The sequence below is a fragment of the Winogradskyella sp. SYSU M77433 genome (assembly GCF_029911945.1).
GTDB lineage: Bacteria > Bacteroidota > Bacteroidia > Flavobacteriales > Flavobacteriaceae > Winogradskyella.
In genome coordinates this window covers 103,158-117,735 of record NZ_JARYTG010000002.1, presented here as the reverse complement: position 1 = coordinate 117,735, position 14,578 = coordinate 103,158, and the positions used below count along the sequence as shown (strand labels likewise).

The 14,578-nt window shown below is 33.1% G+C and carries 11 protein-coding genes; 6 read left to right on the top strand and 5 right to left on the bottom strand.

Translation table 11 applies throughout. The features are described from left to right. Window positions 1–49: 49 nt before the first annotated feature. Window positions 50–1,867 (top strand): hypothetical protein, encoded by a 1,818-nt coding sequence (locus QGM60_RS03785; RefSeq protein WP_281138923.1) that lies wholly within the window; start codon window positions 50–52, stop codon window positions 1,865–1,867. Window positions 1,868–1,939: 72 nt separating this feature from the next. Here QGM60_RS03785 and QGM60_RS03780 read toward each other — a convergent pair whose 3' ends face one another. The 4 genes from QGM60_RS03780 to QGM60_RS03765 all read right to left on the bottom strand — a co-directional run bounded on the left by QGM60_RS03780 (window position 1,940) and on the right by QGM60_RS03765 (window position 7,051). After that, window positions 1,940–4,705 (bottom strand): TonB-dependent receptor, encoded by a 2,766-nt coding sequence (locus tag QGM60_RS03780; RefSeq protein ID WP_281138922.1) that lies wholly within the window; start codon window positions 4,703–4,705, stop codon window positions 1,940–1,942. Between the two features lie 50 nt (window positions 4,706–4,755). Next, window positions 4,756–5,631, bottom strand: coding sequence for a GLPGLI family protein (locus tag QGM60_RS03775; RefSeq protein ID WP_281138921.1), 876 nt, complete (start codon window positions 5,629–5,631; stop codon window positions 4,756–4,758). 158 nt (window positions 5,632–5,789) lie between these two features. Continuing rightward, entirely contained in the window at window positions 5,790–6,650 is an 861-nt protein-coding gene (locus QGM60_RS03770) for a GLPGLI family protein (RefSeq protein ID WP_281138920.1), read from the bottom strand. A 14-nt stretch (window positions 6,651–6,664) separates the two neighbouring features. Beyond that, window positions 6,665–7,051: a hypothetical protein gene (locus QGM60_RS03765; protein ID WP_281138919.1), complete on the bottom strand. Its 387-nt coding sequence runs from the start codon at window positions 7,049–7,051 to the stop codon at window positions 6,665–6,667. Window positions 7,052–7,176: 125 nt separating this feature from the next. On the opposite strand from QGM60_RS03765, the gene QGM60_RS03760 reads away from it, so the two are divergent. The 4 genes from QGM60_RS03760 to QGM60_RS03745 all read left to right on the top strand — a co-directional run bounded on the left by QGM60_RS03760 (window position 7,177) and on the right by QGM60_RS03745 (window position 10,878). Further along, a complete protein-coding gene (locus QGM60_RS03760; RefSeq protein WP_281138918.1) occupies window positions 7,177–8,712 on the top strand; it encodes a HAMP domain-containing sensor histidine kinase in 1,536 nt (511 codons plus the stop codon). After that, window positions 8,705–9,391, top strand: a complete 687-nt coding sequence (locus QGM60_RS03755; RefSeq protein WP_281138917.1) for a response regulator transcription factor — start codon at window positions 8,705–8,707, stop codon at window positions 9,389–9,391. Before QGM60_RS03760 ends, QGM60_RS03755 begins: the two co-directional genes overlap by 8 nt. Before the next feature lie 176 nt (window positions 9,392–9,567). After that, complete coding sequence (locus tag QGM60_RS03750) at window positions 9,568–10,260, top strand: hypothetical protein (RefSeq protein WP_281138916.1); 693 nt, start codon at window positions 9,568–9,570, stop codon at window positions 10,258–10,260. 3 nt (window positions 10,261–10,263) lie between these two features. Further along, window positions 10,264–10,878, top strand: coding sequence for a deoxynucleoside kinase (locus QGM60_RS03745; protein WP_281138915.1), 615 nt, complete (start codon window positions 10,264–10,266; stop codon window positions 10,876–10,878). Here the strand turns inward: QGM60_RS03745 and QGM60_RS03740 are convergent. Beyond that, window positions 10,875–11,879, bottom strand: a complete 1,005-nt coding sequence (locus tag QGM60_RS03740) for a phosphatase domain-containing protein (RefSeq protein WP_281138914.1) — start codon at window positions 11,877–11,879, stop codon at window positions 10,875–10,877. The two genes, QGM60_RS03745 and QGM60_RS03740, sit on opposite strands and share 4 nt — an antisense overlap. Before the next feature lie 154 nt (window positions 11,880–12,033). On the opposite strand from QGM60_RS03740, the gene QGM60_RS03735 reads away from it, so the two are divergent. Beyond that, the gene (locus QGM60_RS03735; protein WP_281138913.1) at window positions 12,034–14,565 is read left to right on the top strand and encodes a DPP IV N-terminal domain-containing protein; all 2,532 of its coding nucleotides are present in this window, start codon (window positions 12,034–12,036) and stop codon (window positions 14,563–14,565) included. Window positions 14,566–14,578 lie beyond the last annotated feature (13 nt).

Below are 14,578 nucleotides of genomic sequence, written 5' to 3'. Positions count from 1 at the left end.
AAAGAGCAAAAGTTCTTAGATGAACAAAAAATCAAAACAATCAATTATTATGAAAAACTTAAAAAAGCTTCCAAATCTTATCTTAACCCTACTAATCCTATTAAGTGCTTTAACATCCTGTGAAAAAGATGATGGTAATTCTACAATTAATGATCCACAAGAAAATATTCCAGATACATTTTCAGAATATTTTGGTTCAGAAATATCTAGAAACTTTTTAGGAACAGTTATCGATAAAAATCATAATCCTATTGAAGGAGCAACAATAACTATTGGTGGCGAAACGGCCATGACTGATAGTAATGGTGTTTTTATCATAAATGATGCTACTGTTAATCAGCGTTTCGGATATGTTAAAGCTGAAAAAGCTGGATATATTCATGGTTCTAGAAGTATAGTACCTTCAAACGGAACCAACAAAGTTACTATTATGCTTCTTGAAGAAACTGTAGTTGGAACCGTTATTAGCGGATCTAGTGAAACGGTGACTTCAGCAGATGGTAGTTCAGTAAGTTTTGATGGCAACTTTATAAAAGAAGATGGTACTGCTTATTCAGGTTCTGTAGATGTTATTATGCACCATTTAGATCCAGCAGATGAAGATATGCCAATGCAAATGCCAGGTATGCTATATGCCGAAAACGAGGGTGGAGCGGAACGTATGTTACAAACTTTAGGAATGTTGGCTGTAGAACTTAGAGGTTCTGGTGGTGAAGATTTAAATTTAGCAGAAGGCTCAACTTCTGAAATTAAAATTCCTGTAGATGCTAGTTTAATGAGCATAGCTCCTGCAACTATTCCACTTTGGTATTTTGATGAAGCTAATGGCTATTGGAAAGAAGAAGGACAAGCAACACTTGAAGGTAACATGTATGTTGGTACAGTATCTCATTTTAGTTTTTGGAACTGTGATATTCCTGCAGAAGCTATTACACTGTGTCTTACAGCTACAGATGAGGATAATACGGCGTTAGCAAACATGGCTGTATCTATTACTAGTACAACTTTTGGTACTACATATGGCTACACCAATGAGAATGGCGAAGTTTGTGGTTATGTGCCAAGTAATGAAAGTTTAGTGCTTAATGTTTACAGTTACGACTTGTGTGGTGACGCACCTTTGTATACAGAAACGGTTGGACCTTTTACAATGGATTCAAGTATTACGATTATTGTACCTGACAATCCAGATGTTATTCAGGAAACGGTAGTTGGTACATTTAACACGTGTAGTGGTGATGCTGTTACAGATGGTTATGTTCAAATAGGTTATGGAACTCAAGTTTTTACTGATGCCGTAACAAATGGGAATTTTGAAATCAATTTGTTAAGATGTTCAGATAATGTTACGTTCTCTGTAGAAGCTAGTGATTTTGTCAACTTACAGAGCACAGATAGTATCAGTTATACATTCTCTTCGCCAATTACTAATATTGGAACTATTACAGCATGTAACACAATTACAGAGTTTATACAATATACTATTGATGATGGTGATTCAGTACTTTTTACAGATAATATTAGTACCAGTTTCTATATTAATGGAGATATGATTCCTAGATTGAGTATTTCATCGTATTCTAATAACCAGCAATTCGGCTTTTATTTTCAATTTAGGCTAAATGATAACCCACCTTACACAGGTGAATATACTGTAACAGGCTTTAATGATGCTATAGGTTTTGGTTCTGAAAGTCAGGAGTTGCCTTTTTTTGGTGATGACCCTAATAATGATGTTACAAGTTACATCACTAATTTTGGGGATGTGGGAGAATATATTGATGTTAATTTTAGTGGCAATTTTATGGGTTTAGATGGTAATTTACATTCAGTAGTAGGTGTAATTCATACGTTAAGAAATGAATAAACCAGGTTCTTAAGAATAAAAAAGCCTTCTCTACTTTGACAAGCTCAGTAACCAGAGAAGGCTTTTTTTATTCTATAAAGTATAAGTCAACCTAAACGTAACAAACCGAGGTTGTACAAAGGTTTCTGAACTGTAAACTGAAATATTATTTGCTCCATTACTTATATTTGAATCTATATCCAACAAGTTTGCGGCAATTAAAGAATATTCCCATTTCGCATCTTTATCTTTTCTGTATCTTAAAGAAGCATTCCAAGTTCTAAAGGCGTCTTTTTGTCCTTGACCGTTATTTTGTTCGGTATAAGAAAAATCGGTTAAGAAGGATACCGAATTCCAGATGTAAGCATCAAACTCTACAGAAGGAGCATTAGTCGTAAATTTAGTTGTATTAGAACCTTGATCGTTTTGTGAAATACTATATCTGTATCTAAATGTTACGTTTGGTGCTTCTCTAAAATTAGTTCTAATTTCTGGAGTGTATGTTTGTGAAAAACTCTCATTTACGGATCTTGTATCTTGTACAAACTGATTGATCTTACTGTATCCGAAATTAGCTCTTAAGCTAGCTCTAACTTTACCAAATGTACGTTGTACTCTACCAAAAACTGAAGCGCTTTCATCGGCAAAAGCTGAGTTAAAAAATGTTCCTGTTCTAATAACATTTTCAAAATTTGTCAATGAACGAATTTGGTCTATATTTTTACTATAGTTAGCACCAGCAAATACATTGGTGTAGTTAAAAAGGTTAAAACTTTGGTAGAATAAACTTACATTATGTGATAATGCATTCTGTAATTCAGGATTACCATATTGAAAACTGTTGTAATTATTCATTACTAAACCTTCAGCAATATTAGTAACATCCGTAAAAGATGTATTCATTCTATAATTAAGCGTTAAACTTTCGCTCTTTTTAAATTGAATGCGAGTTTCAAAATCTGGTAATACCATAAAGAAATTATCATCAAATAATGTCTCGCCATCTTGAGTGTTTTTGTTGCTATAAGCGTGAAGTGATACACCAGGTGTAAAAGTGAATTTTCCAGATTTAAGCCTGTAATGCACTCCAAGGTAGATGTCACTAAAATTGTATTCTACATCATTTGTAGTAGATAATAAGTTACCATTAGTATCTAGTAATGTTGGGTTAGGCTCAAATTGTGTACCATCATCTAAGAATTGAAAAATGTTAGAGTTAAACTTCTGATTGCTCAAAATTGTTCCTAAAGTAAAGTTGATGTTACTCTTAGAGTTCAATATATTATAGTAGTCTAATTTTGCATCTAATTGATTAGATTTTACACGTCTATCTTGATTTAAATCATAAGACATTTGATCTAAATTAAAGCCTAATACTTCAGCTGTAGGATCAAATGCATCTTGGTCAGTATCATCATTATTAGTTGGGTCATTTACTAATAGTGCATTATAAAACGGATCTTCATCTTTAATTAAATGTTGTGCTTCAAAAGCAAAGATGTTGTTTTCATTTAAGGTGTAATAGTAGTTCAAGTTCTGGTTGATACTAAAAGGGGTAGCTGCATCAAGTTGATTTGTATTACCTACTATTGATGAAAAAAGGTTCTGACGTTCTTCATCATCAGAAAAACGAGCTAAAACATCATAATCTAATTGATTGTTAACATTAGGTTTGTATGCTGCACTAAGTTTTGCTAAGAATTGATTTGTGGCTTCTCTACCTATTTGGGTAGTTTCTTCATCTGGAGCCACATCTCCGGCACCTTCTTCTAGTTCTAAGTAGTCGATATAGCTTTCCTCGCGTGTACGCATTCTAGAGCTGTTGTAGATTAAAAATCCACTTAAATCCAAGGCTTTGTTAGGTGAATAACTAAAATTAGCAGCAGCAAGTTTTGTAACTACTTCTTGAGCGCTAGCTATGTTTGTCAATCCTCCAAGTCCATTATCACCAAGGTTAATGTTAGTACCACTTGTTCTACTTGGCATTCTAAAGCCACCTCCAAAGTTCCTTAAATCTCTGTTGGTTAAAGCTACTTCACCGATATTATTCATATCGCCTATAACATTAACGCTATACTTTGGACTGTAATAAAAGAGTTTTGGTTGTACCAAATACAATTCATCATTAGGTGATGGAGCTGTTCCGGCACCAACTGTAACGTCTCCAAACCAAAAGTTTTCTTTTCCTTCTTTTAATTTGATGTTTATAGCAACATTATCTTGATTATTTTGTACTCCGCTTAATTGCCCGACTTCGGCATAGTTTCTTAAAACCTGAACTTTATCAACAGCATTGGAAGGGATATTTTTGGTAGCCAATTTAGTGTCACCGTCAAAGAAATCTTTACCGTTAACCATAAGCTTGCTAACTTCCTTACCTTCAACTTCTATTTTTCCATCTGATGTAATTTCAACTCCTGGTAATTTTTTTAGGACATCTTCGAGTTTACGTTCACTTCCATTTTTAAAAGAATCAGCATTGTAAACCAAAGTATCTCCCTTAACCGTTACTGGCATTTCGTAAGTCAATTCAACTGCGTCTAGAGAATTGTCTGGCATTAACGTGAAATCCTTTATGATATCTGCTTCTTGAGTAGTAACAGCTTCATCAAAAGTTTTTAATCCTATGTAGCTGACTTGTACTTTGTATTTGCCATTTTTACCTAAAGAAAGAACGTATTTACCTTTGTCGTTAGTTATGGCATAAGATTCTAGAGCATTAGTTTCTTGGTTTATAGCAATAACATTGGCAAGTTCTAAAGGTGTGCCAATACTATCTTTTACAATACCTTCCATTTTTATTTGTGCAAAGGCACTACCTGATACTACTACAAAAAGTAGCATTAATATTTTTTTCATTTCTTACGGTTTAGCTTTAGGTTAAGAATACTCAATAGTCTATGGTTTAATTAGTTTCGGCGTCCGCCTCTACCACGACCGCCATACATCTCGCGCATTTCTTCCATTTTTTTTGTGATGATTTTTGTGTATTCCTCTTGAGTTACTTCTTCACCTTTCTTAGGTTTTTCAATCTCTTCTTTTTCTTCAGGATTAATAACAATTTTAGTACAAAGAATAGTTGTTCTATCTGCGTTGATTTCTAAAATTAATCCAGGTAAACCCCAATAATCATCTGGTCCTTGATTAACTGGGATTTGAGGTGTGTACCAAGCCACAACTTCTATTGTTTTTGGGACTTCTATATCTTCTATAGGATTATTGGTTTGTGTCGAATCTTTTGTTTTCTCACTTTCCTTTTTGTCATCATCAGATCGTCTTCTTCGCATGCTTCTCCAATCGAACTGATCTACAGGCTTTGTAGCTGTAGCTTTAAAACAAGTATATTGACCTATTTGTTTGGTTTCGGTGCCCATCTTCCATTCAAGACTTTTTAATTCATCTTTAATTAGAAACTGTTTTCCAAAGAATTCCTGATCTTGAAGTAATTCTTTTGTCTTTACGTTTTTATATTTTGGACCAGCTGTAAAGCTTCCGCCAAAACCTCTAAATCCTCGGTTGCCAGGTGCTTCAAGTTTTTCTTCCTCTTTATAAATAGACTCTTCTCTGTTGAAGTTGAGTACAAATTGTTTTTCAAGAAAACTTCGCATACGCTCTTGCATTTGCTTTTTTTGTTCTGCCGACATGTCTCGTCCTCCCCATTGATCTAAATCCATTGTGGTTTTAGACATATAATGAGCTTTACCTTGAAAATCTTGAGCAAATGTGTTTGCGCTGATACAAATTGAAAATAAAAGTAATGCGCGTTTTAGAACTGATGTCTTCATCTTTAGAGTATTAAATTATTCTTACAAATTTAAGTAATGATTGAATAGTGATTTTTGTTTGTGATAATATTAACACTATCGCAATCTGGATTAATGGATGTAAGACTCTAAAGGAGCAAGAAAGTTAAAATGTCTTTGGTTAAACTTATGTTAATGGTTTATCCACCAATTCTAATTTCAAAGGTTTCACCATTGTTTCTTCCGTTTCTTGGTGCGTAACGTTCCATCATTTCTTTAGCCTTTTTTTCCATGATTTCTTCGTAGTCTTCTCGGTTAACTTTTTTTCCTTTGGTTGGTTCTACAATTTCAATTTTGTCTTTTGGATTCAAGACAATCTTGCTACAAATTATTGTGAGATCTCCATCATGTACTTCTAAAATAAGACCTGGTAAACCTTGGTAATCATCTGGTCCATTGCTAACAGGAATTTGAGGAGTGTACCAAGCCGTTACAGTTCTCTCTTCCATTTCAGGTTCTTTATTTTCTTCTTCATTGTCGTCGGTAGAAGCATTGTTAGAAAAGGTTCTTGGTTTTTCTACCATTTTGGTATAGGTTGCTTTGTAGCATTGATATTCTCCAATGTACTTAGTATCTGATTCTAATTGCCATTCAATAGGTTCTAGCTCATCTTGGATAAGAAAGACTTTACCAAAAGTATCTCTTACTTCTGCGTAGCGATTTTCTTTGGTGTTTTTATAAAGAACATCGTCGCCACCACCATTGCCAATAACCATGACTTCAACATCACCCATACCACCAACTTGTGGTTTGCCTAGTCCTTCCTCTTGTTTATAGGTAGAGGTTTCTTTGTTAAAAGTAAGATTAAAGGTTTTTTGAAGTTGTTTTTTCATCATGGCTACCATGCGCTCATGCATGTCAGAGTCCATTTGGGTGCTATCGAACTTAATATCAACCTTACGTTGTGTTTTGTAGGTTGCTATGCCTTGAAAATCTTGAGCATTAACGGTAGAAAATACTACCGTTAACGCAATGACTAAAACTCTAATAATTGTGTTCATTTTTTGATTGATTTTTAACTTTTATAATATTTGATGGCTGCATTACGTACTTTTCCTATTAGGTTTAAGAAAAAATCCTTGTCGTCTGTATTTCCTTTAATCTCATATGTAGCGTGAGATTTTAAACCTTCATCAGTGTTTCTTCCGTTACAAACTATCTTAAAAGTGATTTCTTCATTAGGAGCAGAATGATCTAGTATTTCCTTAATGTCTTTTTTTGTAACTGTAGTTTTTAGTTCTTCTAAGGAATCAACAGAGACTTCAATACTAACGCTTTTTAATTCTGCTTTTTCATAGATGTGTGCTTTTCGTTCTTCTGATGTTTTTTCAACATTAATAGTTTGCGCTATACTTGTTGAAGCTACTATTAACGCTATGCCTGTCAATACTTTTTTAAACATAACTGTCGTTTTTAATGATTAATACATCACAAATATCACAACCTAATATCTGTTTTTGAGTTAACTAACGTTAACGAGTGTTAACCAATTAGTATTTGTAAGTTGTAACTTTATACTTTTGAAGTATGAACAATAATACATACCGTTGGATATTATATACCATTGTTACCGTAATAGTAGCAACCATTGGAATTCAGGTATATTGGAACTACAAAAACTATCTAGCCAATAAACAGCAGCTCATAAATGAAGTACAAATAAGTTTAGATAAAGCTGTTGATGATTATTATACGGCTTTGGCAGAAAGAACTACTGTTGGCGTTTTTATTGAAGAGGATCAGCAAAAAGATGTATTTGGAGAAGGTAGTCAATTACAAAAAATTTTAAAAAATATCGATGATTCCGATAATCCACTTGGTAATTTAGATTCTCTTGATGTTGAATCAATTAAAGGTATTTCAATTTTTAAAGGTTATAAGGCAGATTCCATGTCTAAAAGATATGATGAGCTACATAAAACCTTTAACAAGGATACTTTTAAAAAGCGAATGGATAGCATAAAGCTAAACGGAGGAAAGATTGAATTTTCAAATTTTGAAATTCTAACGTCTAAGGTTATGATATCTATAAGTAATGATAGTTTAGATATTGAAGAAGTAGATAGTTTATTCAATAATGAACTTGCTAGAAAAAACATTGATATAAAGAGTAAGCTTGTTTTTCATCAAGAGAATATAAAAAATGGATTAAAAAAAGAAGCTGACTCTGTTGTAAAAGTTTTAGAGTCAAAGAATAAATACAACTTAAGTACAACTTCAAAATCTACTTTTTTACCTAAAGAGAGTAAACTCAAAGTTGAATTCACCAACGAAACATCAACAGTTTTAAAACGCAGTCTTGGTGGTATCCTTATATCAACCTTACTTATTGCGGCAGTAATAAGTAGCCTGTTTTACTTGCTTAAAATCATAAAACACCAAAAGCAGCTTGCCGAAGTAAAAAATGATTTAATTAGTAATATCACACATGAGTTTAAAACACCTATTGCAACCATTGGTGTAGCTCTGGAAAGTATTAATAACTTTAATGCTATAGAGGATAAAGAGAAGACAAAAAAATATATAAATATGTCTTCAGACCAGCTTTCAAAACTCAATATTATGGTTGAAAAGCTATTAGAAACAGCAACTTTAGATAGCGAAAACCTTGAGTTAAATAAAGAGCAAATTGATGTTGTAGATATATTAAAAAATTTGGTAGATCGTTATAAAATTCAATTTGCAGAAAAGCAGTTTAATACAAGTTTTAAAGTTGAAAGTTTAGAAGCTACAGTTGATATTTTTCATTTTGAAAATGCTTTAAATAATATTTTAGACAATGCTGTAAAATATGGAGGAAATCTAATTTCAGTAGATTTTTTTCCTAAGAAAAATACTTTTGAAATTGTGATTTCAGATAATGGTAGTAACCTCTCAAAAGCAAATAAGGAACGCATTTTTGAAAAATTTTACCGTGTACCAAAAGGAAACACACACGATGTTAAAGGGTTTGGTATTGGCTTGTATTACACTAAAACAATCATTGAAAAGCACAGCGGCTCTATAACTGTAGATGTTACTAAAGATTTAACCATTTTTAAAATCACTTTGCCAAATGGATAATCAGAAGATAAAAATACTGTTGGCAGAAGATGAAGCTGCACTTGGTCAAATTATAAAGGAAAGTCTAGAAACTAGAGATTTTGAGGTGATTCTATGCGAAAATGGTGAGAAAGCTTTCGAAAAATACAAGTCTGATGAACCAGAAATTTTAGTGCTTGATGTTATGATGCCTAAAAAAGACGGTTTTACTTTGGCAAAAGAAATAAGAACTATAAATGATACTATTCCTATAATATTTTTAACTGCAAAATCGCAAACGGCAGATGTGGTAGAAGGGTTTTCTATTGGCGGAAATGATTACCTTAAGAAACCGTTTAGTATGGAAGAGTTGATTGTTAGAATTCATAATCTTATAAGTAGAACAAAAGTTCAGAAAGCATCTAAAGTATTGGAACTTGGTGAATTTATTTTTGACTTTCCAAAACAACAATTGCAATATAAAAATGAAGAGGTTATACAGTTAACTCACAGGGAAGCACATTTGCTTTTTCATTTGATAAAAAACAAAAATCAGGTTTTAGACCGTTCTTTAATATTGAATAAACTTTGGGGAACCGATGATTTTTTCTCTGCTAGAAGTATGGATGTCTTTATTACCAAATTGAGGAAAAAGCTTCAAAAAGATGAAAGCATACAAATTATAAATGTCCGTGGGTTTGGCTATAAGCTTACGGATTAATTCTCAACGTTAAATCAAAAAAAGATTCTGAAACAAGTTCAGAATAACATCATCATTGGTTCAATTTTTGTAATTTCAACCGCAGTATGCAAAGATTGATTTTTATTTTTCTATTCGTGGGATGTTTTGGGTATTCGCAACACAAAGTGAATGCTGTGCAGCGGGATTCAACCTCGTTGAAAGCAAAAGATCTGTTTGGTATTGATGCTTTTGGAACAGCATATTTCACTTCAGAAGATAATAGTTTTTATAAAAAGTCTAAAGACACCACCTTGGTTTATAGTAATTTTCAGTTGGGTGAAATTACTTCGGCTAATACCTTCAATCCGTTAAAAATAAATCTGTTTTACAAGGATTTTAATACGGTAGTTATATTAGATAACCGATTAGCAGAAATTTTTAAAATAGACTTCAATACACTTCAGCCTTATAAAAATGTGAGTTTTGTGTCTACAGGTTATGATAATACACTTTGGATTTTTAACCAAGATCTACAACAGTTAGAACTTTATGACTATAAAACCAAAAAGATTAAACAGAAAACGGTTCCTGTTCAGTCGGAAGTATTAGACTTAAAAAGCGATTACAACCAATGTTATATGCTTACCAAAAATTACTTGTATGTGTATAGTTATTTTGGAAGTCTTATTGCAAAGTACAAAAACGAGGGTTACGAAAAATTAGCTTTTGGTGATGCTTATTTGATTTTGAAAAAGGAGAGTGAACTGTATACGCTACCAAAGGATGGACAAAAAATAGAACCGATTAAACATCCTAATTTGTTAATAAATCAGTTTTTGGTAACCAATGAAACCTTGTATCTTTACCACGACGAAACCCTACGTCGATATCAACTAAAATCACAATAAATTATGCATGTTGCTGTAGCTGGAAATATAGGAGCTGGAAAAACTACGCTCACAAAATTACTCGCCAAACATTACAAATGGGAAGCACAATTAGAAGACGTAGTGGACAATCCATATTTAGATGATTTTTATAATCAGATGGAACGCTGGAGCTTTAACTTGCAAGTGTATTTCCTAAACAGTAGGTTTAGACAAGTCAACCAAATACATGATAGTGGTAAGGACATCATTCAAGATAGAACTATCTATGAAGATGCTCATATTTTTGCTCCTAACTTGCATGCTATGGGATTGATGACCAATCGCGATTTTGAAAATTATGCATCACTTTTTGAGTTGATGGAGTCTTTTGTAAAAGGTCCAGATCTATTGATTTATTTGCGTAGTTCAATTCCTAATTTGGTGTCTCAGATTCACAAACGCGGTCGCGATTATGAAAATACGATTAGTATTGATTATTTAAGCCGATTGAATGAGCGTTACGAAGCATGGATACATGGCTATAACAAAGGAAACTTATTGATTATTGATGTAGATAACCTTGATTTTGTTGCCAACCCTGAAGATTTAGGAGGTATTATCAATAAGATTGATGCACAGATAAATGGGTTATTCTAAGCAATAAACCCATGTTCTCTAGCATGCTCAATAGCTTGCGCGCTACTTTCTACCATTAAAACCATTGTAGTTTTATAATTATCTACAAGACTTTTTACTCGCAACATTTTTTTCTTGTGTTTAACACTTCGAAGATATATGGCTAAAATCCTGTCTGGATATTCTTCAGCAATTTCCATATAAATATCAGGATCATGTTCGCCACTATCACCAATTAAAATAAAAGGTAGGTTAGGGTAGGTTTTTAAAAGATGTAATATTTCTTTTTGCTTTTGCGGTTTTTCATCTTGACTTTTTCGTTTCAAGAGATTGCTTAAACTTCGTAAAAGAATTGGGCCTTTTGGGAAATTATTCTGCCTCAGGAAAAGGTCTAGATAGCGGTATAAATTCCAAGGACTATGACTTACATAAAATATAGGATTAGCATTTTCACCAGAAACTCCTCTGTGTAGTTTATGGTAAAAATCAGCAGCACCTTCTAAAGGAATTCTATTTTTAGCATGCCTAAAGATGGAGTTATAGATAACTCTCCATTTCAAAATAGAAACAACTCCAGTATGTAGTATGGTATCATCAATATCACTAGCCACACCAAATTGTGCTTTGCTTGATGGTATTAAAAGTTCACCAGGAAACCTATTTTGATTTTGTATGGTACGTTTTATATTAACGTCATTATAGGATAATTCAAAACTAAGCCAGCCTTCATCATTGGTTAAACTTTTGAGGTTTTCTATGTTTTCTTCAGCTATAAAATAGCCGCTATCATCGGTTTTTACTTTAATAATTTTATTGTTAGGAAGTTTTACGTCTAGTCCAACGTGCTTTATTTCGTCAGTTTCAAAACGCTTCCAAGTATTTACAATAAGGTGCCAAATATGCTGTTCCTCTAAGTCTATAGATTCATCTTCTAAAGCCCTTCCTCTGGCATAAAAGTGAGAATCAGTGCCATAGCTCTGAAAGGTGATAATCTGTAAAGGGTCTTTTTTAAACCAGCTCAAGTTTTGGGTTGTATTAGAGGTTATGAAGATACTAAAACTAAAGAAAACGTTAAATATTTCTTTAAATAGATAGTGTTAATATTAATTAGAATGCTTGTAGAGATTTGTTTTGCTATTTTAGTGGCTCTCTAACTTTAAATAATCTAAACGCTTTATGCAAAAAAAGGTATTACTTTTTGCTATTGGGCTTATTTGCAATTTTGTAATGGCCCAAGATGCAGAAAATTTAACTCCGACACCCAATTACAGAGCAGCCGCTAAATACTCGCCTAAAAACTTGGGTAAATTGGTTCATTCGACTTCAGTAAGACCACATTGGTTGAAAAACGGAAACCGTTTTTGGTATCAGTACAAAACCACTGAAGGCTCTAACTACTACATTGTTGATGCGGATAAGAAAACTAAAAAAGAGCTTTTCGACAATGAAAAAATGGCACAGTGGTTAACTGAAATTACTAAAGATCCATATGACGCAAAACACTTGCCTCGTTTCGATTTTGAATTTGTGAAAAATGAAACAGCAATTCGTTTTTATGTCACATCAACAGAAAAAGTAGAGGAACAGGAAGAAGAAGATGATGATGATGAAAAGGTTGATACAGATTCAACAACAACTAAAGGAAAAAAGAAAAAGAAGCCTAAGATGGTTAACAAAGTTTACCATTTTGAATACCGTTTAGGTGGAAATTCCCTTACAGTTATAGACAATAAGAAGAAAGAAAAAGAAGATTGGAAAAAATGGGCAAATATAGCTCCAGATAGCTCTGTGGTTTTATTTTCTAAAAATTACAATCTCTATTGGATGGATAAGGAAAACTTTCTTAAAGCCGTAAAAAATGAAAAAGATACTACCATAGTTGAAAACCAATGGACAACAGATGGTGAACTTTATTACTCTTATGGAGGAGGTAGTGGACGTAACGAAACAAATGAGTCCATGAAAAAGAATAAAGACAAGCGCAAACGCGTTTTTGGAATTTGGTCTCATGATTCTAAGAAGTTTGTGTTTCAAAGAACAGACTCTAGACATATAGGTGATCTTTGGGTTATAAATACAACCGAAAGTAAGCGTCCTACATTAGAAACCTATAAATATCATATGCCTGGTGAAGATGAGTATTACAAAACCGAGCTTCATGTGTTTGATATTCCTTCAAAAAGCAGTATTCAAGTTAAGTTAGATACAGTTAATCAACAAAGTGTTCAGGTGTATAGAGCTCCTGTGAAAAAGTCGAGTTATGACGACGATTTTATGCCAACATTATTACTGTCTAAAAAGGGGAAAATATACTATAATACCATCAGCAGAGACCGAAAGAAACTAGATATCTGCGTAGCTGATATAAATACGGGAGAAACCAAAGTATTGATTGAAGAACGATTTAATACTTATATAGAAACACGACCATTGGTGTTATTCAACAATGAAACGGAAATGTTACATTGGGCAGAGCGTTCAGGTTGGGCGCATTACTACTTGTATGATACGGATGGAAATTTAAAAAATCAAGTTACAAAAGGTTCTTATCACGTTGAAGAAGCTGTTGGAGTAGATGAAAATTCTCGAAGTTTATTCTTCACTGCACATGGTATTCCTAAAGATCAAGATCCTTACTATGAGCATCTGTACAAAATTAGTTTGAACGGAACAGGATTAACAGCTTTAAATGCGGGTGACTACAATACAAATACAAGCCTGTCGGACTCTAACGCTTTTTTTGTAAGTAATTATTCAAGAGTGAATACAGTGCCAATGTCAGAGCTAAGAAGTAGTTCAGGCAAAGTCATTATGGAATTGGAAGAGGCTGATTTATCTCAATTAATGGCCACAGGTTACAAATTTCCGGAACCATTTAAGATGAAAGCAGATGATGGTATTACAGATATTTATGGAGTAATGTACAAACCTTTCGATTTTGATGAAACTAAAAAATATCCATTGCTAGAATATGTATATCCAGGTCCTCAGACTGAAGCTGTAAATAAATCTTTTTCAATTCGTATGGATCGATTAGATAGAATGGCTCAAGTTGGTTTTATTGTTGTTACTATGGGAAATCGTGGTGGACATCCAGACCGTTCAAAATGGTATCACAATTACGGTTATGGTAATTTAAGAGATTACGGTTTAGCAGACAAAAGACATGTAGCAGAACAATTAGCTGATAAATTCAATTTTATAGATATTGATAAAGTTGGAATTTACGGTCATTCAGGTGGAGGGTTTATGTCAACAGCGGCTCTTTTGGTATATCCAGATTTTTATAAAGCAGCTGTGTCTTCAGCAGGAAATCATGACAATACAATTTATAATAGTTGGTGGAGCGAAACGCATCATGGAGTACAAGAAGAAAAAGATGATGATGGTAACGTGAAGTACAAATACATGATTGATAATAACCAATCTTTAGCTGAAAATCTTAAAGGTAAACTGATGCTTATTACAGGCGATGTAGATAATAATGTACATCCAGGTGGCACCATACGTATGGCCAATGCATTAATAAATGCTAACAAGCGATTCGATTTTATGATTATGCCAGGTCAAAGACATGGTTTTGGAAGTATGACAGAATACTCTTTTTGGTTAAGAGCAGACCATTTTAGCAAACATCTTTTAGGGGTGGAAGCTTCGAATGTAGATATCACTGAAATGAACAGAGATGTTCCTAAAACTAAAAAGTAACGATAAATAAAGA

What these genes read in the sequence shown, in the direction of transcription:
- QGM60_RS03770 (WP_281138920.1), bottom strand. Translation starts at nt 6,650, where the DNA reads ATGAACACAATTATTAGAGTTTTAGTCATTGCGTTAACGGTAGTATTT.
- QGM60_RS03755 (WP_281138917.1), top strand. Translation starts at nt 8,705, where the DNA reads ATGGATAATCAGAAGATAAAAATACTGTTGGCAGAAGATGAAGCTGCA.
- QGM60_RS03745 (WP_281138915.1), top strand. Translation starts at nt 10,264, where the DNA reads ATGCATGTTGCTGTAGCTGGAAATATAGGAGCTGGAAAAACTACGCTC.
- QGM60_RS03785 (WP_281138923.1), top strand. Translation starts at nt 50, where the DNA reads ATGAAAAACTTAAAAAAGCTTCCAAATCTTATCTTAACCCTACTAATC.
- QGM60_RS03780 (WP_281138922.1), bottom strand. Translation starts at nt 4,705, where the DNA reads ATGAAAAAAATATTAATGCTACTTTTTGTAGTAGTATCAGGTAGTGCC.
- QGM60_RS03775 (WP_281138921.1), bottom strand. Translation starts at nt 5,631, where the DNA reads ATGAAGACATCAGTTCTAAAACGCGCATTACTTTTATTTTCAATTTGT.
- QGM60_RS03735 (WP_281138913.1), top strand. Translation starts at nt 12,034, where the DNA reads ATGCAAAAAAAGGTATTACTTTTTGCTATTGGGCTTATTTGCAATTTT.
- QGM60_RS03760 (WP_281138918.1), top strand. Translation starts at nt 7,177, where the DNA reads ATGAACAATAATACATACCGTTGGATATTATATACCATTGTTACCGTA.
- QGM60_RS03765 (WP_281138919.1), bottom strand. Translation starts at nt 7,051, where the DNA reads ATGTTTAAAAAAGTATTGACAGGCATAGCGTTAATAGTAGCTTCAACA.